Annotated in this window: 23 protein-coding genes and 1 pseudogene; 10 read left to right on the top strand and 14 right to left on the bottom strand. The window is 72.9% G+C overall.

Features of this window, described 5'->3' with window-relative positions; all coding sequences use genetic code 11:
* The first annotated feature begins 80 nt into the window (after window positions 1–80).
* Complete coding sequence (locus tag ACPC54_RS10190; RefSeq protein ID WP_392882614.1) at window positions 81–443, top strand: DsrE family protein; 363 nt, start codon at window positions 81–83, stop codon at window positions 441–443.
* An 86-nt stretch (window positions 444–529) separates the two neighbouring features.
* On the opposite strand, the gene ACPC54_RS10185 is transcribed toward ACPC54_RS10190, so the two are convergent.
* The 7 genes from ACPC54_RS10185 to ACPC54_RS10155 form a co-directional block, all read right to left on the bottom strand.
* Window positions 530–808, bottom strand: a complete 279-nt coding sequence (locus ACPC54_RS10185; RefSeq protein WP_498963274.1) for a DUF3099 domain-containing protein — start codon at window positions 806–808, stop codon at window positions 530–532.
* Between the two features lie 79 nt (window positions 809–887).
* On the bottom strand, window positions 888–1,178 hold the full coding sequence (locus ACPC54_RS10180; RefSeq protein ID WP_045692289.1) for a DUF1416 domain-containing protein: 291 nt from the start codon (window positions 1,176–1,178) through the stop codon (window positions 888–890).
* A gap of 39 nt (window positions 1,179–1,217) precedes the next feature.
* Complete coding sequence (locus ACPC54_RS10175) at window positions 1,218–2,054, bottom strand: sulfurtransferase (RefSeq protein ID WP_498963272.1); 837 nt, start codon at window positions 2,052–2,054, stop codon at window positions 1,218–1,220.
* 243 nt (window positions 2,055–2,297) lie between these two features.
* A complete protein-coding gene (locus ACPC54_RS10170) occupies window positions 2,298–2,378 on the bottom strand; it encodes an Ms5788A family Cys-rich leader peptide (protein WP_350517234.1) in 81 nt (26 codons plus the stop codon).
* A gap of 284 nt (window positions 2,379–2,662) precedes the next feature.
* Window positions 2,663–3,382 carry an LmeA family phospholipid-binding protein gene (locus ACPC54_RS10165; RefSeq protein ID WP_498963270.1) on the bottom strand — a complete coding sequence of 240 codons (720 nt, stop codon included), beginning with the start codon at window positions 3,380–3,382 and terminating at the stop codon, window positions 2,663–2,665.
* Window positions 3,383–3,547: 165 nt separating this feature from the next.
* Complete coding sequence (locus ACPC54_RS10160) at window positions 3,548–4,927, bottom strand: hypothetical protein (RefSeq protein ID WP_498963268.1); 1,380 nt, start codon at window positions 4,925–4,927, stop codon at window positions 3,548–3,550.
* 5 nt (window positions 4,928–4,932) lie between these two features.
* Window positions 4,933–5,226 (bottom strand): MoaD/ThiS family protein, encoded by a 294-nt coding sequence (locus ACPC54_RS10155; protein WP_045692288.1) that lies wholly within the window; start codon window positions 5,224–5,226, stop codon window positions 4,933–4,935.
* A 686-nt stretch (window positions 5,227–5,912) separates the two neighbouring features.
* On the opposite strand from ACPC54_RS10155, the gene ACPC54_RS10150 reads away from it, so the two are divergent.
* The 5 genes from ACPC54_RS10150 (at window position 5,913) to ACPC54_RS10130 (ending at window position 11,459) form a co-directional block, all read left to right on the top strand.
* Window positions 5,913–6,644 carry a response regulator transcription factor gene (locus tag ACPC54_RS10150; protein WP_498963266.1) on the top strand — a complete coding sequence of 244 codons (732 nt, stop codon included), beginning with the start codon at window positions 5,913–5,915 and terminating at the stop codon, window positions 6,642–6,644.
* Window positions 6,645–6,757: 113 nt separating this feature from the next.
* Window positions 6,758–7,816, top strand: coding sequence for a LacI family DNA-binding transcriptional regulator (locus tag ACPC54_RS10145; protein WP_498963264.1), 1,059 nt, complete (start codon window positions 6,758–6,760; stop codon window positions 7,814–7,816).
* A 115-nt stretch (window positions 7,817–7,931) separates the two neighbouring features.
* The gene (locus tag ACPC54_RS10140) at window positions 7,932–9,104 is read left to right on the top strand and encodes a S1C family serine protease (RefSeq protein ID WP_498963262.1); all 1,173 of its coding nucleotides are present in this window, start codon (window positions 7,932–7,934) and stop codon (window positions 9,102–9,104) included.
* A 76-nt stretch (window positions 9,105–9,180) separates the two neighbouring features.
* On the top strand, window positions 9,181–9,954 hold the full coding sequence (locus ACPC54_RS10135) for a response regulator transcription factor (protein WP_498963260.1): 774 nt from the start codon (window positions 9,181–9,183) through the stop codon (window positions 9,952–9,954).
* Window positions 9,951–11,459 (top strand): sensor histidine kinase, encoded by a 1,509-nt coding sequence (locus ACPC54_RS10130; protein WP_498963258.1) that lies wholly within the window; start codon window positions 9,951–9,953, stop codon window positions 11,457–11,459. Before ACPC54_RS10135 ends, ACPC54_RS10130 begins: the two co-directional genes overlap by 4 nt.
* 74 nt (window positions 11,460–11,533) lie before the next feature.
* On the opposite strand, the gene ACPC54_RS10125 is transcribed toward ACPC54_RS10130, so the two are convergent.
* The 6 genes from ACPC54_RS10125 to ACPC54_RS10100 all read right to left on the bottom strand — a co-directional run bounded on the left by ACPC54_RS10125 (window position 11,534) and on the right by ACPC54_RS10100 (window position 19,164).
* Window positions 11,534–13,333: a bifunctional metallophosphatase/5'-nucleotidase gene (locus ACPC54_RS10125; RefSeq protein ID WP_498963256.1), complete on the bottom strand. Its 1,800-nt coding sequence runs from the start codon at window positions 13,331–13,333 to the stop codon at window positions 11,534–11,536.
* A 216-nt stretch (window positions 13,334–13,549) separates the two neighbouring features.
* Window positions 13,550–14,899 (bottom strand): ATP-binding protein, encoded by a 1,350-nt coding sequence (locus ACPC54_RS10120; protein ID WP_045692282.1) that lies wholly within the window; start codon window positions 14,897–14,899, stop codon window positions 13,550–13,552.
* A 59-nt stretch (window positions 14,900–14,958) separates the two neighbouring features.
* Complete coding sequence (locus tag ACPC54_RS10115) at window positions 14,959–16,548, bottom strand: SCO6880 family protein (protein ID WP_498963253.1); 1,590 nt, start codon at window positions 16,546–16,548, stop codon at window positions 14,959–14,961.
* A 7-nt stretch (window positions 16,549–16,555) separates the two neighbouring features.
* The gene (locus ACPC54_RS10110; RefSeq protein WP_498963822.1) at window positions 16,556–17,806 is read right to left on the bottom strand and encodes a hypothetical protein; all 1,251 of its coding nucleotides are present in this window, start codon (window positions 17,804–17,806) and stop codon (window positions 16,556–16,558) included.
* A 28-nt stretch (window positions 17,807–17,834) separates the two neighbouring features.
* Window positions 17,835–18,650 (bottom strand): hypothetical protein, encoded by an 816-nt coding sequence (locus tag ACPC54_RS10105; RefSeq protein WP_498963251.1) that lies wholly within the window; start codon window positions 18,648–18,650, stop codon window positions 17,835–17,837.
* A gap of 163 nt (window positions 18,651–18,813) precedes the next feature.
* The gene (locus tag ACPC54_RS10100) at window positions 18,814–19,164 is read right to left on the bottom strand and encodes a DUF8827 family protein (RefSeq protein WP_045692278.1); all 351 of its coding nucleotides are present in this window, start codon (window positions 19,162–19,164) and stop codon (window positions 18,814–18,816) included.
* A gap of 248 nt (window positions 19,165–19,412) precedes the next feature.
* On the opposite strand from ACPC54_RS10100, the pseudogene ACPC54_RS10095 reads away from it, so the two are divergent.
* Window positions 19,413–20,405 (top strand): annotated as a pseudogene (locus ACPC54_RS10095) (C40 family peptidase); the annotation flags it as partial.
* Window positions 20,406–20,842: 437 nt separating this feature from the next.
* Entirely contained in the window at window positions 20,843–21,571 is a 729-nt protein-coding gene (locus ACPC54_RS10090) for a phosphatase PAP2 family protein (protein WP_498963249.1), read from the top strand.
* 48 nt (window positions 21,572–21,619) lie between these two features.
* Here the strand turns inward: ACPC54_RS10090 and ACPC54_RS10085 are convergent, their stop codons facing one another.
* Complete coding sequence (locus ACPC54_RS10085; RefSeq protein ID WP_498963247.1) at window positions 21,620–21,808, bottom strand: hypothetical protein; 189 nt, start codon at window positions 21,806–21,808, stop codon at window positions 21,620–21,622.
* 158 nt (window positions 21,809–21,966) lie between these two features.
* Between ACPC54_RS10085 and ACPC54_RS10080 the strand changes: the two genes are divergently transcribed.
* Together ACPC54_RS10080 and ACPC54_RS10075 are read left to right on the top strand one after the other, a co-directional pair.
* Window positions 21,967–22,866 (top strand): SCO4651 family lipoprotein, encoded by a 900-nt coding sequence (locus tag ACPC54_RS10080; protein ID WP_498963245.1) that lies wholly within the window; start codon window positions 21,967–21,969, stop codon window positions 22,864–22,866.
* A gap of 217 nt (window positions 22,867–23,083) precedes the next feature.
* A complete protein-coding gene (locus ACPC54_RS10075) occupies window positions 23,084–23,314 on the top strand; it encodes a hypothetical protein (RefSeq protein WP_498963243.1) in 231 nt (76 codons plus the stop codon).

Here is a 23,314-nt window from a genome sequence, read left to right as displayed (position 1 = left end):
GCCGGCCCGCCGTCCAGGATTCGCCCAAGGGATCCGGGGATGACGGCAGGCGGCGGGCGCGGGGCCTCTAAGGTGGCGCCATGTCGAAGAAGCTCGTCATCAAGGTCACTGCCGGGGCGGACGCGCCGGAGCGGTGTTCGCAGGCGTTCACGGTCGCGGCGGTGGCCGTCGCCAGCGGGATCGAGGTCTCGCTCTGGCTGACCGGGGAGTCCTCCTGGTTCGCCCTGCCGGGGCGGGCGGCGGAGTTCGAGCTGCCGCACGCGGCGCCGCTGCCGGACCTGCTGGAGTCGATCCTGGCCGCGGGCTCGGTGACGCTGTGCACCCAGTGCGCGACCCGGCGCGGGATCGAGCAGAAGGACACCGTCGAGGGCGTCCGGATCGCGGGCGCGCAGGTCTTCGTCAGCGAGATCATGGCGGACGGCGTCCAGGCGCTCGTCTACTGACGGCGGCGGCCCGCCGGCCACGGGGGCCACGGGGGCCACGGGCGCAGGGGCGTTACGGGCGCACGGGCGTTACGGGCGCACGGGCGTTACGGGCGGTCGCGCGGCTCGTGGTCCGGCCGGTCCCGGTCGTGGCCGGGGTCGTCCCACTTCGGGTCGTCCCAGCGCGGGTCGTTCCACCAGTCGTCCTCCGGGTCCCGCTTGTTGGCGAACACCGCGGCGGCCGGCGGGATGACCATCGCCACCAGGCACAGGCCGATCGCCGCGCCCACCGAGAAGAACCGCACCACGCCCCAGGCCAGCACGAAGAGGCCGAGGCAGACGCCCATCATGGCGTAGTAGTAGCGGCGCCGCCGCCTTGCCTGCACGTCTCCACGGTACGGCCGATCGACGCGACTGAGGAGGGCCCCCGCCGGGCGGGGGCCCTCCTCCTGGCGCTCGGGCTGATCAGACCGCGATCGCGACCTCGACGGCGGCGCCCTGGGAGGCCACCACCTGACGGTCCACGGTCTGGCCCGGCACCAGCGCGCGCAGGGTCCACTTGCCCGGGCGGGCGAAGAACCGGAACTGCCCGGTCGCCGAGGTGGGCACCTCGGCCGTGAACTCGTTGTTTTCGTCCAGCAGTCGGACGTAGCCGTTCACCGGCTCACCGTCGCGGGTCACCGAACCCTGGATGATCGTCTCGTTCGCCACGTCTACTCCTGCCAGGTCCGGGCCGCCGGCCTTCGCACCGCACATGTCTGTGTTTCCCTTCCGCCTTGCGCGCGAGCCGGGGGCTCAGTTGCTGCCGAGCTCGATCGGAACGCCGACCAGGCTGCCGTACTCGGTCCACGAACCGTCGTAGTTCTTGACGTTCGCCTGGCCGAGCAGCTCGTGCAGCACGAACCAGGTCAGCGCGGAGCGCTCGCCGATGCGGCAGTAGGCGATGGTGTCCTTCGCCAGGTCGATGCCCTCGGCCTCGTACAGGGCCTTGAGCTCGTCGTCGCTCTTGAAGGTGCCGTCGTCGTTGGCGTTCTTCGCCCACGGGATGTTGCGGGCGCTCGGCACGTGGCCGGGGCGCTGCGACTGCTCCTGCGGGAGGTGGGCCGGGGCGAGCAGCTTGCCGGAGAACTCGTCGGGCGAGCGCACGTCGACCAGGTTGAGGTCGCCGATGGCGGCGATCACGTCGTCGCGGAAGGCGCGGATCGAGGAGTCGGCGGCCTGCGCGGTGTACTCGGTGGCCGGGCGGGCCGGGACCTCGGAGACCAGGTCGCGGGAGTCCAGCTCCCACTTCTTGCGGCCGCCGTCCAGCAGGCGGACGTCGCCGTGGCCGTACAGCTTGAAGTACCAGTAGGCGTAGGAGGCGAACCAGTTGTTGTTGCCGCCGTACAGGACGACGGTGTCGTCGTTGGCGATGCCCTTGGCGCTGAGCAGCGCCTCGAAGCCGGCCTGGTCGATGAAGTCGCGGCGGACCGGGTCCTGGAGGTCCTGCTTCCAGTCGATCCGGACGGCGTTGCGGATGTGGTTCTTCTCGTAGGCGGAGGTGTCCTCGTCGACCTCGACGATGACGACCTTCGGGTCGTCCAGGTGGGCCTGGACCCAGTCGGCGTCGACCAGGACGTCGCTGCGGCTCATGGTGGTGTTCTCCATCCGAGGGCGGTTGGCGGAAGGTGCTGCTCAGGGGGCGATGCACGGGTGCCCGGAAGACAGTGGTCCGAAAATCCGTCCGAATAGCGAGACGGAACAGGGGTCCGGTACGACCGGGCGGGAACTGCGGGGCACGACGGCGACCAGCGGCCGCAACGGCCGGGCGGGATCACCGGGGAGATCGGCAGGAGAATCGGCGAGGGGCGTCAACTGCCCTGCCGGGGTGCCGAGTCAGCGCATTCGACACAGACAGGCGGCCACGCGGCACAGGTCGACCGCCCGCCGCTTCGTGAGATCCGTCTGTCGCTTCATGCTGACGATGCTAGGGACACCCGAGGGCCGCTGTCATCAGCGTATCGAATCCTGAGATCGAATCATCCGAATCGCGGGATCGACGTCCGGTGCGGCCGGGCGCGGCCCGCCCGGCGGCGCGGCGGCGCCCCGGCCGCGGGGCACAACGGGCGGAAACGGCAGCGCTCCGCGGTCCGCGCTGGACAGCGCGTCTCGCGGAGCGGAACGGAACGGAGCGGAACGGAGCGGAAGGAAGCGGAACCGAAGGAGACCGGGGCGGCGGGGCGGCCCGCGGGCCCGGCCGGTCAGCCGAGGAGCTTGACGCCCTTGCCGTCGAAGGACAGCTGTAGCCCGTCCTGCAGCGGCGTCGCGCCGTCCTTGTCGGCCAGCTTCAGCCCGGCCGGCAGCGAGTCCAGGGTGAAGCTCATCGGCTCCAGCTGCTGACCGGTCGCCCCGGCCAGCACCCCGGCCAGGCCGTTCAGCTGGAAGCCGTCCACCGTGATGGTGTTCCCCTGGTTGTGCACGGAGCCCTCCCCGACCGGGATCGGCCCCAGCGAGGCCTTCACCCTGCCCGGCCCCGCGTAGGACAGGCTGAACCGCGAGGACCCGCCCACCGGGAGCTTCCCGTGCATCAACTGGCTCGCCGGCGGCAGCAGTTGCGCGAGATCCGCGTAGGTGATCACCCCGCTGCCGTTGGCGCTGTCCACCGTGGCGCTGTTCAGCCCGCCGCTCACCGCGACGCCGGACAGCTTGGCCTTGAACGAGTGCAGCGCCACCTGCTGGTGGCCGTCACCGACCGCCAGGCCGTCCGAGGAGATCCGGACGTCGTCCAGCTTCATCGACAGCGCCTGGGTGAGGAACGGGAAGCCCTCGATCGACACGTCCGGGCGCTGGCTCATCCGGCCGCTCTGCACGATCTTGTCGGCGGCCTCGTCCTCGGCCACCCCGACCGCGATCCGGTCGGCGCCCGCGAGCAGGCCGCAGAGCACCGCCAGGCCGATCGTCGCCTTCAGCCATCCGCGCATCGCACTCCCCCGTCGTCGCCGGTCGCGGCCGTCGTTCGTCGTCGTTCACGGTCTCGTGGTGACCGCTCGGAACGGCCACGTCCGCACGACCGTACGACGAACCGCCCCGGAGCATGGTTCCGGGGCGGTTCCTGGTGCGCAACGGTCTCGGAACCGCGGCGCGGCTCAGACCAGCAGGTCGGTGGCGATCCAGATCAGCGGCGCGGCCACCGCGAGCGGCAGCGCCACGCCCGCCGTCATGTGCACGAAGCGGGACGGGAAGTCGTACGCCGCGACCCGGCGTCCGACCAGCGCGCCCAGCCCGGCGAGCGCCCCCAGCGCCAGCGGCGCGCCCACCAGCAGGCCCAGCAGCACCGCGGCCACCAGACCCAGCACCGGGCCCACCTGCTTCGGGCCGGGAATCGGCGCCGCGGCCAGCACGGTGGCCAGGGCCACCGCGCCCACGCCGGCCGGCACCCAGTCGGCCAGCAGCAGCATGGTGCACAGCGCCGTCACCACGGTGGCCGAGCCCAGCACCGTCAGCGCGTAGAAGCGCTCCTTCGGGTCCGAGGGGCGGAACGTCTGGAACACCAGGACCAGCAGGAAGAACCCGCCCAGCGCGCCCACCACGGCGGCCGCCGAGCCCTCCGAGTCCGCCAGCAGCACGGCCGCGGTCGCGGTCCACCCGGCCAGCGCGGCCAGCAGGATGCCCTGCCGGGCCGGCCACATGCCGTTCAGCCGGAACCAGCCGGCCGCCGTCAGCAGCTGCAGCGCCGCCACCACCACGGCCAGCGCCACCTGCCCGAGCGCGGCACCGCCGGCCAGCAGCGCGGCGACGGCGGCGGTGATCAGCGCGGGCTGCAGGCCGGGGTCGATGATCGGCGAACCGGTCCGAGCGGCCGGGCCCTGCGGCTGCGGCTGCATCACCGGCTGGGGCTGGGGCTGCTGCGACGGGACGCCCGGGTAGGGCGGGCCGGCGGGCACGTCCGGGCGCTTGAGCGCCATGGTCGGCTGGTCGAGGCCCGGCGCCACCGGCTGCGGCGGCATCCCCACCGGCGCCATCGGCTGCTGGGCGACGGGCTGCGGCGCCGCGGCCCGGGCGGGTGCGGCGTGCCGCCCCTGCCGGGGCTGCGGCTGGACCGGAGGCTGCGGCGGCGTCCCCACCGGCGCCTGCGGCGGGTACGGCACCTGCCCCTGCGGCGGGTACGGCGCCTGCCCCTGCGGCGGGTAGGGCGCCTGCGGCCGGAACGGCGGCGGGGCAACCGGCAGCGCACCGGAGGCCGGCACGGGCGGCAGCAGCGCGGTCGCCGCGTCGTCCAACGGCGGGACCGGCGGCAGCAGCGTGGTCGCCGCGTCGTCCATCGGCGGGACCGGCGGCAGCAGCGTCGTCGCCGCGTCGTCCATCGGCGGCACGGGCGGCAGCAGCGCGGTCGCGGCGTCGTCCATCGGGTGGCCGTACGGCGGCTGCTGCCCCTGCGGCGGGTGCGGGTGCTGCGGCTGCTGCGGGGGGACCTGCTGCGGCCACTGTCCGTAGCCGCCGTGGTTCGGGTTGTTCATGTCCGTCACGCCGCTCAGCCTCCCGCGAACGGCGGAAGGACCTCGACCGTCCCGCCCTCGGTCAGGGCGACGGTGCCGTGCTCCCGGCCGCCCACCTGCACACCGTCGACCAGGTACGAGCAGTGCCCGAGCAGCTGGACGAACTTCGGCCGGTCGGCGTGCCGCTCCTTGGCCGCCGCCAGCGCCTCCGCCAGGGTCGCCGCCTCGTACGGCTCCTCGGCGAGCCCGGCCTCGGACTTCGCCGCCGCCCAGTAGCGGATCGTCCCGCGCACCCGGGCGCCGCTCGCGGGCTCGGTGGTCGCGCCCATCGGGCCACCCCTTCTCGTCGTCCTCGCCCGTCCCGGGTGCCCCGGTCCGGCTCGCCACCGCGTCGGCCGTCGAAACCACCCGAACGATGGACCCGAGCTGCGCCGCCGATGTGCGTCCCCATGATGGCCGGTCGGCCACCGCGAGCGGCAATCGCCCTGGCCGGAGGGGCCGCGGCGGCCGTCCGAAGCTGTGTCCAGGCTCACCCGGGCGGCGACCGAATTGGGCGGTGTGCCGGATTCGACACCTCCCGGCCCGGCCGGGGGTCGGCTATCCTCGTCCACCAAGAGAGGGACCCGGGCAGAGTCGCCCCCGGGTCCTTTCGTGCTTACAGGACGCCAGTACGGACGTTCTTGCGATTCGTCGGCCCACCCCCGACGCGCCGCAGGGACCGCCCCGCCGCTCGCGGCACGACGACGTGCCCGACCGCCCGGGGTGTCGCCACCGGGCCCGGGCCGCCGCCCGGCACCGGACCAGACCGGAGGGTTCGCGGGATGAGCAGGGCCGAGACGGTGCGCCAGGGGTCGCGGACCCCCGGGCGCGCGCGCCGCCGCGCCCGGCACCGCCCGCACGCCCCCGGCACGTCCCAGGCGCCCGTCGTCCACTCCCCCACCTCAGCACGTGCGCCATCCGGCTGTGGCGGCAGCCGAACAGCGACCGCGACGACCCGGAAAGGGGACCACCGGGTATGAGTTCTCTCCTCCTCCTCACCAACGCACTGCAGCCCTCCGCGGAAGTGCTGCCCGCCCTCGGCCTGCTGCTGCACAGCGTCCGGGTGGCGCCCGCCGAGGGCTCGGCCCTGGTGGACACCCCCAGCGCGGACGTCATCCTGGTCGACGGCCGGCGCGACCTGCCGCAGATCCGCAGCCTCTGCCAGCTGCTGCGCTCCACCGGCATCGCCTGCCCGCTGATCCTCGTGGTCACCGAGGGCGGGCTGGCCGCCGTCACCGCCGAGTGGGGCATCGACGACGTCCTGCTGGACACCGCCGGCCCGGCCGAGGTCGAGGCCCGGCTGCGGCTCGCGCTCGGCCGGCTGCAGGTCGCCGTCGACGACAGCCCGATGGAGATCCGCAACGGCGACCTCTCGGTCGACGAGGCCACCTACTCCGCCAAGCTCAAGGGCCGGGCGCTCGACCTCACCTTCAAGGAGTTCGAGCTGCTGAAGTACCTCGCCCAGCACCCCGGCCGGGTCTTCACCCGGGCGCAGCTGCTGCAGGAGGTCTGGGGCTACGACTACTTCGGCGGCACCCGGACGGTGGACGTGCACGTCCGGCGGCTGCGCGCCAAGCTCGGCGTCGAGCACGAGCAGCTGATCGGCACCGTGCGCAACGTCGGCTACCGCTTCGTCGTCCCGGAGAAGCCCGAGAAGGGCGAGCGCCCGGAGCCCGTCCAGCGCTCCGCCGCGGCACTGGACGCCTGACGGAGGCCGGGCGGGCCGCACCCCGCCCGGCTCGTCCGCATTGCTCCCGGTGTGCCCGCCGGCGGTCCCGGATCACACTGCCGCCCCGTAGACCACACGCGTAGACTCCCTCCGTGGCCAAGGTGACGCGCGACGATGTAGCCCGACTGGCTGGGACCTCGACCGCGGTCGTCAGCTACGTGATCAACAACGGGCCGCGCCCGGTCGCGCCCGCGACCCGGGAGAAGGTCCTCGCCGCGATCGAGCAGCTCGGCTACCGGCCGAACAGCGTCGCCCAGGCGATGGCCTCCCGCCGCACCAACCTGATCGGCATGGTCGTCCCGGACGCCCGCCAGCCCTTCTTCGCCGAGATGGCGCACGCCGTCGAACGCGCCGCCTCCGAACGCGGCAAGCTCGTGCTGATCGGCAACTCCGACTACGTCGACGACCGCGAGGTCCACTACGTCCGCGCCTTCCTCGGCATGCGGGTCTCCGGCCTGATCCTGGTCAGCCAGGGCCCCTCGCAGCGCGCCGCCGAGGAGTTCGCCGCGATGGAGGGGGCCAAGGTGGTGCTGCTGCACCGCCGCCCCGAGGCGATCGACGACGTCGCGGTCGTCACCGACGACGTGGGCGGCGCCGAGGCCGTCGTCCGCCACCTGCTGGAGGAGCACGGGCACCCGTACGTGGCCTGCTTCGGCGGCCCGGTCGAGTCCCCCGCCCCCGGCGACCCGGTCATCGACCACGTCGAGGGCTGGCAGCGGGCCATGGACGCGCACGGCGTCCCCACCGAGCCGCACCTGATCGACGCGCCCTTCCACCGCTACGGCGCGTACGAGGTCGCACTCGGCGTACTGCGCTCCCCGGACCGGCCGCGGGCGATCTTCTGCTCCACCGACGACCAGGCCATCGGCGTGCTGCGGGCCGCCCGCGAGGTCGGCCTGCGGGTCCCCGAGGACCTCGCGGTGGCCGGCTTCGACGACGTGCCGGAGGCCGCGCTCGCCGACCCGCCGCTGACCACCGTCGCCTCCGACCGCGACGCGATGGCCCGCGCCGCCGTCGAGCTGGTCCTGGACGACTCGCTGATGGTCCCCGGCTCGGACACCGAGCGGGTCCGCAAGTTCCCGGCCCGCCTGGTCATCCGCCGCTCCTGCGGCTGCGACGGGGCCGCACCCGGCCGGGCCGCGGCGGAATAGCCGATTCCGCTCCGCAGGCGGCCTGACCAGGCTTTATGAGAAGCCAACGGGCTTCTCGGACCGTTCTGAGCCGCTTCTCATCCGGTCCTCATCCACCGGGCGGAGCTTGGTCGGCATGAGCGAACAGCACCGGCACCCCAGCGACCCGTACGGCGACCGGCGGGACGCGTACGGCCCCTACGGCGAGCAGCAGAACGGCCCGTACGCCCCGTACCGGCAGCCCCACGTGATCGAGGGCACCGTCGTCACCGGCGGCCAGGACCCGTACGCCCACCGCGAGGAGCACGCCGCCGGCGGCTACGACGGGCCGCCCCCGCCGCCGCCCGTACCGCCCGAGCCGCCCACCATCCTCGGCCCCGGCGGCGGGCCCGAGGGCGAGGGCGGCCGCGGCGGCCGGGCCCGGCGCGGCCTGCTGCGCGGCCGGCTCGCCCTGGTGACCGCCGTCGCCGCGGTCGCCGCCGTCCTCGGCGGGGTCACCGGCGGGCTGGTCACCGCCGACCGGCAGGCGGCCGACAACCGCGTCGGCACCATCGCCAGCCCGGTCTCCGCCCGCTCGGACGGCGGCGCCGACGTGCCGGCCATCGCCGCCGCGGTCTCCCCCAGCGTCGTCGAGATCACCGTCAAGAGCGCGGGCGGCACCGCCACCGGCACCGGCGTCGTGCTCGACAAGGACGGCCGGATCCTCACCAACTACCACGTGATCGACACCGCGGCCGGCGGCGGCCGGATCACCGTCACCTTCCACGACGGCTCCACCGCCCAGGCCACCGTCACCGGCACCGACAAGTCCCTGGACGCCGCCGTCATCACCGCGAGCGGCGCGCGCAACCTCACCCCCGCCGTCCTCGGCGACTCCTCCGCCGTCGCGGTCGGCGACCCAGTCGTCGCCATCGGCAACCCGGACGGCCTGACCGGCACCGTCACCTCCGGCATCATCAGCGCCGAGAACCGCGACGTCACCGTCCAGCTCGACGAGGGCAGCACCAGCGCCAACGGCGGCTTCGGCCTCCCGCACCTGCCCGGCGTGAACGGCCAGCGGTCCGGCGGCGGCAACACCACCACCTACAAGGCCTTCCAGACCGACGCCGCCCTCAACCCCGGCAACTCCGGCGGCCCGCTGATCAACGCCAACGGCCAGGTCATCGCCGTCAACTCGGCGATGTACGCGCCGAACGGCTCCGGCTCCTCCGGCAGCAGCTCCGCCGGCAGCGTCGGCCTCGGCTTCGCCATCCCGATCAACGACATCAAGCAGGTCCTGCCGAAACTCGAAGCCGGCCAGACCCTGTAGCCCCACCGCCACCCGTCCGCACGACGGACAATGGCTCCCAGCAGGCCCTCCACCCCAGCAGAAAGGGCAGCCGCCCATGACCGCGTCCGCCGACGACCGCACCCCCGCCGAGCCCGGCCAGCCCGCCGCCCGGCTCCTCGTGGTCGACGACGAACCCGCCCTCCGGGACGCCCTGGAGAGCAGCCTCGCCTTCGAGGGCTACGAGGTCGCCACCGCCACCGACGGCTACGAGGCCCTGGAGTCCGTCGAACGCGACAAGCCCGACCTCGTCCTGCTGGACATCATGATGCCCCGGATGGACGGCCTCACCGCCGTCCGCCGGATGCGCTCCCGCGGCGACACCGTCCCCGTCCTGATGCTCACCGCCCGCGACGCCGTCGGCGACCGCGTCACCGGCCTCGACGTCGGCGCCGACGACTACCTCGCCAAGCCCTTCGAACTCGACGAGCTCCTCGCCCGCGTCCGCGCCCTGCTGCGCCGCAACGCCCTCGCCGTCGAGGCCGCCGCCGCCCGCGCCGCCGCCGCGGACGACAGCGAGGTGCTCTCCTTCGCCGACCTGCGGATGAACACCGCCACCCGCGAGGTCGAGCGGGCCGGCAAGCCGGTCGAGCTCACCCGCACCGAGTTCATGCTGCTGGAGATGTTCCTCTCCCACCCGCGCCAGGTCCTCACCCGCGAGCAGATCCTCAAGGCGGTCTGGGGCTTCGACTTCGAACCGTCCTCCAACTCCCTGGACGTGTACGTGATGTACCTGCGCCGCAAGACCGAGCAGGGCGGCCTGCCCCGCCTCATCCAGACCGTCCGCGGCGTCGGCTACGCCCTGCGCCCGGCAGCCGGCGCGCAGGCGTGAGCGCTGTCCCGCCGCCGCCCCTGGCGCCGCCGCGCGTCGTCTCCCGCCGCCGCGAGCGGCTGGTCCACTGGTACCGCTCCCGCTCGCTGCGCGGCCGCCTCGCCTTCCTGAGCGCGGCCGCGGTCGCGGTGGCCATCGCGCTGTCCGCGCTGGCCTGCTGGTTCATCGTGCACAAGCAGCTGTACAACCAGGTGGGGACGGAGTTGCGGAACGCCCCGGCCCCGCGCGGCGGGGTGACTCTCCACGTTCCCTGTCCCAGCACGCCCGAAGCAGCCCTCCAGAAGGTCCAGACGGCTCCGCCCGAGGTCACCGGAGGCGCCGTCCCCCGGGACACCCAGTACGTCCTGGCGGATCCGGTCCAGGTCTGCCTGCCGCAGATGGCCAGCAGCGCCATCGCGATCCAGAAGAGCGACCTCGACGCCCTCCGGCACCCGAGCAGCCAATCGACCATCCGGGACGGCCACTACACCAACGGCGATCCCGCCATGGTCCGTGTCTCCGTCTTCCACCGTCCCGGACTCCCGCCGGTGCTGATCATGGTGGCAACGCCCACCAAGTCCGTCGAGGAATCCCTCCAGGGCCTCGCCATCCTGCTCGGCGCCGTCTCCCTCGGCGGCATCCTGCTCGCCGCCGTCGCCGGACGCCTGGTGGCCCACTCGGCCCTCAAGCCGGTCGACCAACTCACCGACGCCGTCGAGCACATCGCCCGCACCGAGGAGGTCGGCACCACCATCCCCGTCCACGGGGACGACGAGATCGCCCGGCTCTCCACCTCCTTCAACTCCATGAGCACCGCGCTCGCCAACTCCCGCGACCGGCAGACCCGGCTGATCGCCGACGCCGGGCACGAGCTGCGCACCCCGCTCACCTCGCTGCGCACCAACGTCGACCTGCTGATCCGCAGCAACGACACCGGCCGCCCGCTGCCGGCCGCCACCAAGACCAAGCTGCTGGGCAACATGAAGGCCCAGATGCAGGAACTCACCGTCCTGATCGGCGACCTGCTGCAGCTCTCCCGCCCCGACTCCCCCAAGCCGGTGCGCCACCACGCCGTCGTCGCCCTGCACGAGATCACCGACCGGGCCGTCGAGCGGGCCAAGCTGCGCGGGCCCGGGCTGGTCTTCGACACCGTCGCCGAGCCCTGGTACGTGCACGGCGACGCCGCGTCGCTGGAGCGGGCGGTGATCAACCTGCTCGACAACGCGGTGAAGTACAGCCCGCCCGGCGGCACCATCGAAGTCCGGCTCCAGCAGGGCGTGCTGACCGTGCGGGACCACGGCCCCGGCATCCCGCCGGACGAGCTCCAGTACGTCTTCGACCGGTTCTGGCGCTCCCCCTCCTCGCGCCAACTGCCGGGCTCCGGCCTCGGGTTGTCGATCGTCGCGCAGAGCGTCCGCGAGGCGGGCGGCGAGGTCGCCCTGGGCCCGGCCGAGGACGGCGGCCCGGGCGCGCTGGCCACCCTCCGGCTGCCCGGCGGGCCCTCCCCGGAGCGGCCCGGGACGTAGCCCGGGTCGTAGCCCGGAAAACAGAGCGGGCGGGGCGCCCCGACAGCGCCCCGCCCGTCCCTGCCGGCTCACGGTCAGTCGATGTCGCTGCCCGGGCCGATGACCTTGATCCGGTCCTGCGCCGGAGCCTTCAGCGGCGCGGCCGCCGAGCTGTGGGCGCTCAGGTAGGCCGTGAAGACGTCCAGGTCGGAGACGCCGACGAGCTTGTCGGTGCCGGCCGCGAAGGCCGGGAAGCCGTCGCCGCCGGAGGCCAGGAACTCGTTGGCCGCGACCCGGTACTTGGCGGCCTGGTCGATCGGCGCGCCGTTCAGCCGGATCGAGTCCACGACCACCCGGTCCGCGCCGGTCTTGCGCATGTCCAGGGTGTAGCGCAGGCCCGACGACGCCTGGAGGATCTTCGGCGCGGCCGTGTTGGAGCCGCTGACCTGCTGTTGGAGCAGCTGGACCAGCTGGGCACCGGTGAGCGTCTTGACCTGCATCATGTTGGTGAACGGCTGGACGGTGAACGCCTCGCCGTAGGTCACCACGCCGTCGCCCTCACTGCCCGAGGCCTTGTAGACCAGGTCGGACCGGATGCCGCCCGGGTTCATGAAGGCCACCTGCGCCCCGCCCTTGTCGGCGGGGGCCAGGCCGTCCTGCTGCGCGTCGGCGATCAGGTCGCCGAGCGGCTTCTCCAGGTCGCTGCTGCCCCGGCCGTTGATGTCCGAGGCGATGTAGCCGACCGGGCGGTTGGCCTTCGGGGCCGCCAGCTTGGCGTAGTGCTGGACGAGCTCCGTCAGGTCCGGGGCCTTCTCGACGGTCCGGCGCACCACGTGGTTCTCGGCCTTGACCGAGGGGCGGACGATCTCGCCGGTGGTCTTGTCCAGCTTCATGTCGATCTGGGTGAACAGCCGGCCGAAGGAGGCGGCACTGGTCACCGAGCGCGGCACGCCGTTCGGGTCCGGGATGCTGCACGCGTACGCGTTGTGGGTGTGGCCGGTGACGATGGCGCCGACCGCCGGGTCGATCTTCTTCGCGATGTCGACGATCGGGCCGGATACGCCCTGCCCGGCCGCGCCGCAGTCGTAGTTGTAGACGTTGCTGGCCGGGTAGCCGCCCTCGTGGATCAGCGCGACGATCGAGTTGACGCCCTTCGCCTTGAGCTCGGCGGCGTACTTGTTGATCGTGGTGACCTCGTTGGCGAACTTCAGGCCCTTGACGCCCTCCGCCGTCACGATGTTCGGCGTGCCCTCCAGGGTGACGCCGATGAAGCCGATCTTCACGCCCTGCGACTTGGTCACCCAGTACGGGGGCAGCAGCGGCTTGCCGGTCTTCTCGTCGGTGACGTTCGCCGACAGGTAGTTGAAGTTGGCGCCCTTGAAGGTGCGGCCGGGCTCGTAGCAGCCGTCGGTCGGGTGGCAGCCGCCCTCCTGCTTGCGCAGCAGCTCCGCCGACCCCTGGTCGAACTCGTGGTTGCCCACCGAGGTGACGTCCAGGCCGAGCTCGTCCATCGCCTCGATGGTCGGCTCGTCGTGGAACAGCGCCGAGGTGAGCGGGCTGGCGCCGACGATGTCGCCGGCCGCGACGGTGATCGAGTCGTCGGCCGCCTCGCGCGCCTGGCGCAGCGCGGTGGCCAGGTACTCGACGCCGCCGGCCGGGGTCTGCACCTCCTTGCCGGTGGCCGGGTCGATCTCCCTGATCGTCCCGGACGAGCCGGCCGGGGGCTCCAGGTTGCCGTGGAAGTCGTTGATCGCCAGCAGCTGGAGGTTGACGGTCCTGTGACGCTTCGAGTCGGCGTCGGCGGCCTGCGCGGCCGTCGGCACGGCCACCGTGCCGAACAGACCTGCGGCGGCGACGACGGCGAGCGCCGCGCGTCGGGATCTGACGGTGAGCATGAGGGTCCTCTGACCTTGGAGGAGTGCCGGCTGTGGACCAGGACCGGGCGTTCGGGCGGTGCGGAACACGGGAGGAGCGAGGTGTTCCGCCCGTGCAGCCTAGGGTCAACGCGCGTAGCTGTCAGGGGGTCGGACGTAACAAGAGGATTACCTGCTGACGAACCGTCGCCGTCCGGCCGGTGCGCGACCCGTGTGCGAAGCCGCCCCCGGCCGCCGTCAGACCCCCGGCTCGGCGGCCAACTGCCGCTCCGCCCGCACCCGTTCGGCCACCGCGTCCTCGGTCATCGCGCGGTCGGTGTACACCAGCGGCCGCTCGGCCTCGGTGATGATGTGCTTCACCACCTGCACGTTGCCGTTGACGTCCCACACCGCGATGCCCGGCGACAGCGTCGGGATGATCTCCACCGCCCAGCGCGGCAGGCCCAGCACCCGGCCGGTGGCCCGCGCCTCCTCCGCCTTCTGCATGTAGATCGTCCGGGTGGAGGCCATCTTCAGGATCGCCGACGCCTCCTTGGCCGCCGCGCCGTCCACCACGTCCGACAGGTGGTGCACCACCGCCACGAACGAGAGCCCGAGCCGGCGGCCGAACTTCAACAGCCGCTGGAACAGCTGGGCCACGAACGGGCTGTTGATGATGTGCCAGGCCTCCTCGACCAGGAAGATGCGCTTCTTCCGGTCCGGCCGGATCCAGGTGTGCTCCAGCCACACCCCGACGATCGCCATCAGGATCGGCATCGCGATCGAGTTGCGGTCGATGTGCGAGAGGTCGAAGACGATCAGCGGCGCGTCCAGGTCGATGCCCTCGGTGGTCGACCCGTCGAACATGCCGCGCAGGTCGCCGTCGACCAGCCGGTCCAGCACCAGCGCCACGTCCAGACCCCAGGACTGCACCTCCTCCACCGCCACGCCCAGCGACTCCACCGACGACAGGTCGGGGTTGCGCAGCGTGTCGATGATGTCGTCCAGCACCGGCTGACGGCCCTTCACCGAGGCCGCCACGTGCGCGTGCGCCGCCTTCAGCGCGAAGCCGGCCCGCTCCTCCAGCCCGCGCCCCATCGCCACCTCGACGATGGTGCGCAGCAGCGACAGCTGCCCGGTCTGGGTGATCGCCGGGTCCAGCGGGTTGAGCTTCACCCCGCCGTCCCGGGCCGCCATCGGGTCCAGCCGGATCGACTTTATGCCCAGCGCGTTGGCGATCAGGTTCCACTCGCCGACGCCGTCCTCGCCCTGCGCGTCCAGCACCACGACCTGCCGGTCGCGGAACCTCAACTGCCGCAGCACGTACGTCTTCTCCAACGCCGACTTGCCGTTGCCGGACTCGCCGAGCACCAGCCAGTGCGGAGCCGGCAGCTGCTGCCCGTACAGCTGGAACGGGTCGTAGACGTAGCCCTTGCCGCTGTACACCTCGCGCCCGATGATCACCCCGGAGTCGCCCAGCCCCGGTGCGGCGGTGGGCAGATAGACCGCCTGCGCCTGCCCGGTGGAGGTGCGCACCGGCAGCCGGGTGGTCTCCACCTTGCCGAACATCAGGCTGGTGAACGCCTCGGTGAGGTTGCCGAGCGCCATGGGCGGCCTCCTGGGGTGTCAGCGGTGGAACGGACGGCGGTGGACGGGCGGGAGCGTGCTCAGCGGCGGATACCGGTGGCGAACGGCAGGGTGTTGACGAAGGCCCGGTGGTGCTCGCGGTCGCACCACTCCAGCTTGAGGTAGCTCTTGCCGGCGGAGGCCCGGATGGTCCGCTTGTCGCGGGCCAGCGCGTCCGGATTGCGCGAGGAGACCGTGATGTAGCCGACCAGGTTCACCCCGGCCGCGCCGGAGGCCAGGTCGTCACCGCGCTGGTCCACCCGGCCGGTGTGGGCCAGGTCGCGCGGGTCCACCGTCCGGTTCATCTTGGCCGCGCGGCTCGCCTCGGCCTCGTCGTTGGTCTTCTCGGTCAGCATCCGCTCGATCGCGACGTCGGTGGGCTCCAGGTCCATCGTCACCGCGACCGTGCGGATCACGTCCGGGGTGTGCACCAGCAACGGCGCCAGGAAGTTGACGCCCACCGGGGTCAGCGGCCACTCCTTGATCCACGCGGTGGCGTGGCACCACGGCTCCCGGGTCGCCGACTCCCGGGTCTTCGCCCGCAGGAACTGCGCGTCCGTCGCGTCCAGTTCGGCCGGCCAGGCGTTGCGCCGGGACATCGCCTGGATGTGGTCGATCGGGTGGTCCGGGTCGTACATCGAGTGCAGCAGCGAGGACAGCCTGGCCTGCCCCAGCGGCTGGCGCACCCGGATGTCCGCCTCCGCCAGCCGGGCGCAGATGTCGGTCAGCTCGCGCGCCATCACGGCCGCCAGCCCGTCGTCGTCCCGGGCCCGCCGGTCGGCCGAGGGCTGGTCGTAGGCGCTGCGGCCCATCGCGTGCGCCTCGGCCGCCAGGTCACGGGTGTAGTGCATGCAGGCCACCAGGTACGCCCGGTGCTGCTCCGAGGAGGTCGACACCATCGACTGCAGCTGGTCGTACGAGTCCTGCAGCCAGCGCGGCGCGTCCGGATCGCCCCGCCGCTCGACGTCCTTGGCGTGCGCGTCCGGGTCGGCCGGCAGCGTCCGCGCCAGGATCTGCAGCCGGGTCACGAAGCCGTCCCCGTTGGCCACGTGCTTCAGCAGCGTGCCGAACCGGTCGACCAGCGCCTCCTGGTCCTCCGAGTCGCGCAGCCCGACGCCCGGGCCCTCGATCTCGATCGCCGCCGTCACCGTCCGCCGCTCCAGGTGCATCAGCACCCCGACCTCGTCCGGCCCGAACGGCGCGGTCAGCCAGCGCAGCCGCCCCACCCCCGGCGGCGGGCCGACCTCCACCTCCCGGCCGTCCAGCCGGGTGCCGGCGTCCATCGCATCCGAGCGCCACATCGCCCGCCCCGTGCGGATCGTCCGGCGGTAGGTGCGGTTGATCTCCACCCACTTGTAGAACGTCCGCTTGCGGTACGGCACGTACACCGCCGCGATCGCCAGCAGCGGAAGGCCGACCAGACCGGCGATCCGCAGCGGCAGGACCGGCATCAGCAGGCCCCAGAGCATGCCGAGGAAGGCCCCGAAGATGATCAGTACGATCTCGCCGGACTCCCGGTTCCGGCCGATCGGCGCGTTCGGGCGGGCCTTGCCGATCAGGTAGGTGCGGCGCTGGTGCACGTACGGCTGGGCGTACTGGGCGCCGTACTGGCCGAGCGGTTCGCTGCTCACTTACCCGTCACCCTCCCTTCGCTGGATTGCTGTCACGGATCGGAACCGGCGTCTGCGGCGGCCCGGCCTGCTGCGGCGGGGCCGGCGTCCGGCCGGCGTGCGCGGCGATGCCCGGCGCGACCGAACCGCCGCCGGCCCCCCCGCCACCCCCGCCGGCCGACTGCGGACCGCGGTCGCCGTGGGTGCTGATGCCCTGCTTCATCAGGTTCGCGGTGCCGTTGATCATCGCCGAACCGGCCTGCACCGCACTCGCCCGGGCCCGCCGCATGTTCAGCATCTCGTCGCCGAACCCCGGCACGAAGCGGTACACCGCGGCACTCGCGAAGATCGACAGGAACAGGATCGCCAGCCCCGACAGCACCCGCGAGAACGTCTCATCCGCCCCGCTCCCGCCCGCCACCGCACCCGCCAGGCCCAGGATGATCACGATGATCGGCTTCGCCAGATCGACCGCCACCATCATCCCCGCCCACCGGCGCACGTGCTTCCACAGCTGCTTGTCCACCAGCCCCGCGTACACCGCCGTCCCCAGCAGCGCGCCCACGTACAGCATCGCCGCCCGGATCAGCAGCTCGATCCACAGCACCGCCGCGGCCAGCACCGCCACCAGCGACACCAGCACCAGGATCAGCGGCCCGCCGCCCACGTCCCCCTTCTCCAACGTGTCGGCGAACCCGCCCAGGTACGTCCCGGTGTCCGACTTCGTCCCCACCGCGATCGCCTTGGTCAGCCCGTCCGTCACGCTGACCACGGTGTACAGGATCAACGGCGTGAACGCCGAGGCCACCACCGTCAGCCACAGGAAGCCGATCGCCTCCGTGAACGCCGTCGTCAACGGCGCCCCGCGGACCGCCCGCTTCGTCACCGCCAGCAGCCACAGCACCAGCGTGATCACCGTCGACACGGCGAACACCACCGCGTACTGCTGCAGGAACGACGCATTGGTGAAGTCCACCTTCGTCGTCCCGTCGATCGCCCCCGACAGGTTCCGCACCACCCAGGCCGCCGCCTGCGCACACCCCTTGGCCAACGACCCGAGCGGATCGGTCACACTGCCGACGGTGCTGCCGCCGGGAATCGAGCCGCCACCACTACCCGGCGGAGCGCAGTAGACGTCGTTCCCGGGCAGGGGGATGCCGGGGCAGCTCGTGTTGGTCGCGCCAGGGCTGGGAGTGGGCGACGGCGCGGCCAGCGCGCGATGGGCCGACAGCACGACCGCGAGTGCGCCGAACAAGGCTGTTCCCGCCACGCGGCCCATGACCCGTCGAACGACGCCCGAACTACCGTCAACGGGCATAGCGGAAGCCTCCGAACTGCTCGACGGCACCAGTGATCTCCTCGGCGGTCGCGGCCTGCTGGTCCGGCGGGATGGGCGCCGGGCCCGACGCTCGGGTGAAGTCGGTGAGCTTCCAGTCCGTTCCGGTCCACCTCAGGCTGAGGCCGAGCGTGAACCACTCCTCGGAGACCGGCCGGACCGAACGCGCACCGGCCAATCCGAACAGACCGGTGCACCACACGTCGACCTTGACGCTCTCCGCGCTGTAACCGCTGCTCTTGGTCCCGACCGGAATCGTCCGACTGACGAAGGTCATGCCTGCGGGCGGCCGTCCCTGCGAATCGACCCCGAACTTGGCCGCAGTCTCGGGGGAGAAGCCCTGGTCCAGTCGGCTCTGCAGCGTCGCCGCGGCGCCCGGGTCGGCGATGGTGGTGACGATGGTGTGGCGGCTGTCGGTGCGGAACATGTCCGCGGAGCCGATCGCCACCGCGTAGTTGGCGGCGGCCGACTGAGCGCCCTGGTCGCTGTGCGGGAAGCCGGAGGCGATGCCGTTGGCGGTGGTGGTGACGGGCTGGTCGCCGCTGGGCGCGGGGCCGGCTCCGGAGGGGGCGCTGGGGGCGGCGCGGTCGGCGGAGTGGCTGCTGCCAGCCGGGTCGGGCTTGCCGCGGTTGGCGATGGAGATGGCGATCACGAGCAGGGTGACGACCACGAGGACGGCCAGCAGGGTGCGCAGCGGCCTGGACTGACGCTGGCTCGGCTGGGAGGAGGGCTGTTCGCCGACCGGCAGCCGCGTACGGGTGTGCGGCTGGTCGTCGGACAACGGCACGGCGGCCCTCCTGGTGCGGGGAGCCGGGCGGCTCCGGGGGCCCTCCGCCCGGGGGCGGGCGCGGACGGAGGGTGGGTACGGGGTGGGTTTCTGGCGAGGCCGGCCGGGCGGTCCGGTCGGGGGACCTGGCCTCGGACGAGCCGAGCTTATGACTGCCCGATCGTCAGATCGCCATACCGTAGACAATGGTGAACAGAGTGCCGAGCGATCCGATGATGAACACGCCGGTCAGGCCGGCGACGATCAGCCCCTTGCCCTGTTCGGCGCCGAAGCTGTCCCGCAGCGCGGTCGCACCGATCCGCTGCTTGGCCGCACCCCAGACGGCGATGCCGAGGCAGATGAGGATGGCGACGGCCATGACGACCTCGACCATCACCCGCGCCTCCGACCCAAGGCTGGCGAACGGCCCCCAGTCGGGGGCGATGCCCCCGATGATGGTGTCGATATTCGCCTTCTTTGGTGGGTCCTCGGCCAGGTGGCCGACCGCGTAGGTGTGCACGCTGCTCAGGTTCATTTCCATCTCACCGCCCGATCAGGCAAATTCAAGGGCCCTGACCCCGCCCGCGCGAAGGGTCGGTGCCTATTCTTGGCCAGATCTGATGTCGACTTGGCTACTTCTCGCGGATTGGTCGTGAGGTATCGGACACGTACGCGAGGATGTCCACCGTACGAAGGATAGCGCTCACTCTTTGTATCTCTGATGATTGCGGTGAGCAACGCCTTCCGGGACACTTCGACTGACGATTCGTCGGGATGGTGCTGATGGTACTCCGGAAGGGCGGTACAGCCGCCGCTGCAGCGGGAGTTGTCGCGTTCGGCTTCATCGGTCTGGTGACGATCGGGACGTATGCGGCGAGTGGGACGCCGCAGCAGTCCGCGAATCGCTCCGCGCTCTCCCCCGGAACGGTCCCGGCGGTCTACCAGGACGCGATCCAGAAGTGGGGATCGCTCTGCGACGCGATCTCCCCGCCGATGCTCGCCGCGCAGCTGTACCAGGAAAGCGGTTTCGACCCGAAGGCCCGATCCGGTGTCGGCGCCCAGGGAATGGCGCAGTTCATGCCGGGCACCTGGGCGATCTACGGCACCGACGGGAACGGGGACGGCAAGAAGGACGTCTGGGACCCGTACGACGCGATCGCCTCGGCGGCGACCTACGACTGCGCGCTCGCCAAGGACGTCGCCAACGTCCCGGGCGACCCGCAGGCCAACATGCTGGCCGCGTACAACGCCGGCCCGTACGCGGTGACGAGCAACAAGGGGATCCCGCCGTACCGGGAGACCCAGGGCTACGTGAAGAACATCCAGGCGATGGCCCGCAGCTTCACCGCGCCGACCGCGCCGGTGGAGGTGTCCGCGCAGTCGGCCGCGGCGATCTACTTCGCGCAGACCAAGCTCAACACGCTGTACCTGTGGGGCGGCGAGGGCCTGGCCTCGCAGGGGGGCAGGTTCGACTGCTCCGGCCTGACGAGGGCCGCGTACGAGAGCGTGGGCATCGAGCTCCCCCGGGTCGCGAACGACCAGTGGTACGCCGGGCCGCACCCGTCGCGGGATCAGTTGCGGCCGGGGGACCTGGTGTTCTTCGCGACCGACCTGAGCGATCCGCGCAGCATCCACCACGTCGGGATCTACGTCGGCGGCGGCTACATGATCAACGCGCCGCACACCGGCGCGGTGATCCGCTACGACAAGATCGACACCCGGGAGTACATCGGCGCGACCCGGGTCGCCTCGGACGGCGCCCAGGCGCTCCCGAGCCGCGACCACGACGGCAACGGCGCCGTGATCGCCCCCAGCCGCCCGGGCGGACCGGCGCCGGCCGCCGCCGCCTCGGCCTCCTCCGCCTCCGCCTCCGCCTCCGCCCCCGACCGGCCCGCGGCCGTGGCAGCCCCGCCCGCGCCGACCGCGGCGGCCCAGGCCTCACCGCTCGCCGCAGCGGCCCGGTCGGCCCCCGCCACGCCCGTCACCCCTGTCACCCCCGCCGCCGGCCCCGGCCGGGCCGGGCGGAACGGCTGAGACAGGGGTGCCCTGTGTGCGTGGTGTGGACGCTGAGTCAAGTTTCGATAACCGCGCGTTTCGAGTGGAACGGCCCGTCCCGGCGATGACGTTTGGTCTGATGGCCCCTCGTCAGCTTTCCGCGCCGGGCGGGCCACGGCGGAAACGAACAGGTGTAGCGGACCAGAAGGAGGTGCGGCGTGTCGACGCCGCTTGCCGACACGACCAACCCCGACCTCGGCCTGCTCTACGCCGTCAACGGCCTGGCCAAACGCTCTCCGCAGTGGCTGGACCACCTGGTCTCGTGGATCGGCGAGTACGGCATCCTGATCGGCCTCGCCATGCTCGGCCTGGTCGCCTGGCTGCAGGCCAGACGCCGCCCGGACGCGCCGGTGGCGGTGGCCGGGCTGCTCTGGGTGCCGCTGTCGGTGGCGATCGCCGAGCTGGCCAACCTGCCGATCGCCGCGATCGTGAACCGGCCCCGCCCCTTCGTGGACCACTCCGGGCTGCTGGTGCTGGTGGACGGCAAGGCCGGCACCCACTCCTTCGTGAGTGACCACTCGACGATGACCATGGGCGTCGCGGTGGCGCTCTTCCTGGTGAACCGGCGGCTCGGCTGGATCGCCGGCGGGCTGGCCCTGCTGCAGGGCTTCTGCCGGATGTTCATGGGCGTGCACTACCCGACCGACGTGATCGGCGGCTTCGCGCTGGCCGTCGCCGTGGTGCTGCTGCTGGCGCCGATCGCGATGGCGGTGCTGGTGCCGTTCTGCCACGCGCTGACCCGCACCGCCGTCGCCCCGCTGATCCGGGCGCCGGAGCGCGGCGGTACGGCCCGCGGCGAGGCCGGGGCGCGCGGGCGCGGACGCCGTCGCGGCCGGGGGCCGGTGCGGGCCGGGGAGCAGCCGCCGGAGTCCGACCTCGCGGCCTGAGCCGGCGCGGCTCCGGCGAACGGCTCCGTCATCGGGGACGGGACCGCCTTAGGCCGGTCCGGCGCCGCTCTCGGCGAGGTGCTCGGCCCCCTCGCGGCGGGCCAGGTCGCGGGAGCGGCGGGCCGGGGCGTACCAGCCGCAGCTGCAGCTCGCGAAGGCGAAGGATCCGCGCTCGCTGATCGCGACGCGGTGCTCGGGCATCCGGGTGCCGGGCGCGGCCGGCAGCTCACTGTGCACGTGGTTCACCGTAACGCGCCGAGCGGCCCGCGCGCGACGCCCTTCGCGAGCTGGTACCCCGTAACCCTTCGCCGCCCAACTCGTTTGCCCGGAAAGAGCTCTGCCCGGCCGGTGTCCGGCGGGCAGTCGGGCCCGAGGGGGTTGGCGCGAGGATGAAGATGACCGACCAGCAGTGCGGTGCGCGGCCGGCAGGCCGCCGGGTGCCGCACCTGCGTTCGGCGGCCGGGGCCGCCCTGCTCGCCGCCGCCCTGGCCGCGGGCGCGGCCGGCTGTTCGGGCGGGTCCGGCGGCGGCTCCTCCGACCAGCAGTCGAGCGCGCCCGACAAGCTGGCCGCCGACCCGCTGACGGCCGTGCGCGGCGCCGCCGACATCACCGGGCGCACCGGATCCGCGCACACCGCGACCGAGTTGGTCACCGAGTCCGCCGACAAGAAGGCCTCGTTCAGCGGCTCCGGCGGCTACGACTACGTGAAGCGGATCGGCCGGCTGGAGGTCCAGGTGCCGCCGGGCGCGGCGACCACCGGGAAGATCGTCGAGGTGGTCCTGCCGGGCACCGTCTACCTGCAGAACAGCGGTGCCAAGGTGCCCGAGGGCAAGTGGGTGAAGCTGGACGTGCGCCAGCTGCCGGACGGCAACCTGGTCAGCAGCGGCGCGACCGATCCGGCCTCGGCGGCGGGGGCGCTGCGCGGGGCGCAGAAGGCCGAGGCGGCCGGCACCGAGACGGTGGACGGGGTCGCGCTGCACCACTACCGCGGCACCCTGGATCTGGCGAAGGCGGCCGACGCGACCGGCGGCCGGGGCGCGGACGGCCTGCGGATGGGGGCGCAGACCTTCACCGTGAAGGAGGTCCCGTACGACGCCTGGCTGGACGACCAGGGCCGGCTGCACAAGGTGGTCGAGGTGTTCACCTTCGCCGGGGTGGCCGGTTCGAAGGAGCCCAAGGACCAGGTGAAGGTGACCTCGACGACCTCGCTGAGCGACTTCGGCAAGGCGGTCGAGGCGGCCGAGCCGCCGGCCTCGGACATCTACCAGATGAAGCCCTCGGAGAGTCCGAAGTAGGCCCGGAGGGGGACGTGCCAGGCCGCGGGGCGGTGCTCCGGCGGCCGGGGTGAGACGGGGCGCCGGCGGGGCGGGTGGCCGTCCGGGGAGCGGTGGCCACCCGTTTCGGCGGCGCGGAGATGGCCCGTCCGTGCCATGTGGACGGGCCCCGGAGTGCCTAGGCTGGACGTCGGGTGGCTGCCGCCCGGGCTGGCGAGGCACTGAAGGGGTGGTGCAGGTGGTGTCGTCCACGGGCGACCGCAGCGGCGGCCACGACGACGCGGCCCTCGACGAGATCGAGCTGGCCGGCGAGCTGATGATCGCCGCCACGGCCAGCCCCGGGGAGCGGCTGCCGACCGAGCGGATCGACGAGGTGCTGCTCGACCGGGTGGTGCCCCGACCGCCGGACCGGGCGGCGGGGGACCGGACGGCGGGGGAGCAGGTGGAGGACCGGCGACCGGCCCGGTGA

This window comes from Kitasatospora sp. NPDC094028, assembly GCF_049543595.1.
In the GTDB taxonomy this organism is placed as follows: domain Bacteria; phylum Actinomycetota; class Actinomycetes; order Streptomycetales; family Streptomycetaceae; genus Kitasatospora.
The sequence above is the reverse complement of the archived record's forward strand: the minus strand, read 5'-3'. Positions and strand labels throughout refer to the sequence as shown.

What these genes read in the sequence shown, in the direction of transcription:
- ACPC54_RS10150 (WP_498963266.1), top strand. Translation starts at nt 5,913, where the DNA reads ATGAGTTCTCTCCTCCTCCTCACCAACGCACTGCAGCCCTCCGCGGAA.
- ACPC54_RS10155 (WP_045692288.1), bottom strand. Translation starts at nt 5,226, where the DNA reads ATGGGCGCGACCACCGAGCCCGCGAGCGGCGCCCGGGTGCGCGGGACG.
- ACPC54_RS10100 (WP_045692278.1), bottom strand. Translation starts at nt 19,164, where the DNA reads ATGAACCTGAGCAGCGTGCACACCTACGCGGTCGGCCACCTGGCCGAG.
- ACPC54_RS10165 (WP_498963270.1), bottom strand. Translation starts at nt 3,382, where the DNA reads ATGCGCGGATGGCTGAAGGCGACGATCGGCCTGGCGGTGCTCTGCGGC.
- ACPC54_RS10180 (WP_045692289.1), bottom strand. Translation starts at nt 1,178, where the DNA reads ATGTGCGGTGCGAAGGCCGGCGGCCCGGACCTGGCAGGAGTAGACGTG.
- ACPC54_RS10080 (WP_498963245.1), top strand. Translation starts at nt 21,967, where the DNA reads ATGACCGACCAGCAGTGCGGTGCGCGGCCGGCAGGCCGCCGGGTGCCG.
- ACPC54_RS10135 (WP_498963260.1), top strand. Translation starts at nt 9,181, where the DNA reads ATGACCGCGTCCGCCGACGACCGCACCCCCGCCGAGCCCGGCCAGCCC.
- ACPC54_RS10175 (WP_498963272.1), bottom strand. Translation starts at nt 2,054, where the DNA reads ATGAGCCGCAGCGACGTCCTGGTCGACGCCGACTGGGTCCAGGCCCAC.
- ACPC54_RS10170 (WP_350517234.1), bottom strand. Translation starts at nt 2,378, where the DNA reads ATGAAGCGACAGACGGATCTCACGAAGCGGCGGGCGGTCGACCTGTGC.
- ACPC54_RS10125 (WP_498963256.1), bottom strand. Translation starts at nt 13,333, where the DNA reads ATGCTCACCGTCAGATCCCGACGCGCGGCGCTCGCCGTCGTCGCCGCC.
- ACPC54_RS10120 (WP_045692282.1), bottom strand. Translation starts at nt 14,899, where the DNA reads ATGGCGCTCGGCAACCTCACCGAGGCGTTCACCAGCCTGATGTTCGGC.
- ACPC54_RS10110 (WP_498963822.1), bottom strand. Translation starts at nt 17,806, where the DNA reads ATGGGCCGCGTGGCGGGAACAGCCTTGTTCGGCGCACTCGCGGTCGTG.
- ACPC54_RS10190 (WP_392882614.1), top strand. Translation starts at nt 81, where the DNA reads ATGTCGAAGAAGCTCGTCATCAAGGTCACTGCCGGGGCGGACGCGCCG.
- ACPC54_RS10140 (WP_498963262.1), top strand. Translation starts at nt 7,932, where the DNA reads ATGAGCGAACAGCACCGGCACCCCAGCGACCCGTACGGCGACCGGCGG.